The sequence below is a fragment of the Kineococcus gypseus genome (genome assembly GCF_050871305.1).
Classification (GTDB): Bacteria; Actinomycetota; Actinomycetes; order Actinomycetales; family Kineococcaceae; genus Kineococcus; species Kineococcus gypseus.
This window is the reverse complement of the sequence record NZ_JBJLRD010000121.1, coordinates 1-743: the sequence shown is the minus strand read 5'-3', so window position 1 is coordinate 743 and position 743 is coordinate 1. Positions and strand designations below refer to the sequence as shown.

The window sequence follows — 743 nt, the reverse complement described above, 5'->3', positions numbered from 1 at the left end:
GCCTTGACCGTCTTGGCCAGGATCATCGCGTCGAACGCCGGGGACCAGTTCTCCACGTACTGCAGGTCCAGCCGCGTGGACTCCTCCAGGTCCAGGTCGCTGCGACCGCTGACCTGCCACAGACCCGTCAGACCCGGCTTGACCAGCAGGCGCCGCCGAAGGTCGTCACCGTACTGCGCCACCTCCCGCGGCAACGGCGGACGCGGACCCACCAGCGACATCGAACCGGCCAGCACGTTGAACAACTGCGGCAACTCATCCAGCGAGTAGCGCCGCAACAACCCACCCACCCGCGTGATGCGCGGATCGCGCTTCATCTTGAACAGCAACCCGTTGCCCTCGGACTGCTCACGCAGGTCGATCAGGCGCTGCTCGGCATCGGTGACCATCGAGCGGAACTTCACCATCGTGAACTCAGCGCCATCGCGGCCCACCCGCGTCTGGCGGAAGAACGCCGGCCCCGGCGAGTCCAGGCGCACCGCCAGCGCGATCAGCGCGAACAACGGCGCCAGCACCACCAGCGCCGCCGCCGCCGACCCGCGATCCAGCAGCGCCTTGCCCACGTGCCGCAACCCCCGCAGCTCCGGGCGCTCCACGTGCAGCAGCGGCAGGCCCGCCACCGGGCGGATCACCACCCGCGGCCCGGCCACGTCCGTCAAGGCCGGCGCCACGACCAGGTCCGCGCGGGTGTCCTCCAACTGCCACGCCAGCGCCCGCAGCACCGGCCCGTCCAGCTCCGGGCA

1 protein-coding gene is annotated in these 743 nt (G+C 70.9%); it reads right to left on the bottom strand.

Annotation, left to right across the window (positions count from 1 at the left end; translation table 11 throughout):
- A partial coding sequence (locus tag ACRYMN_RS20870) for a sugar transferase (RefSeq protein WP_432499339.1) occupies positions 1-743 on the bottom strand: 743 nt, incomplete at both ends.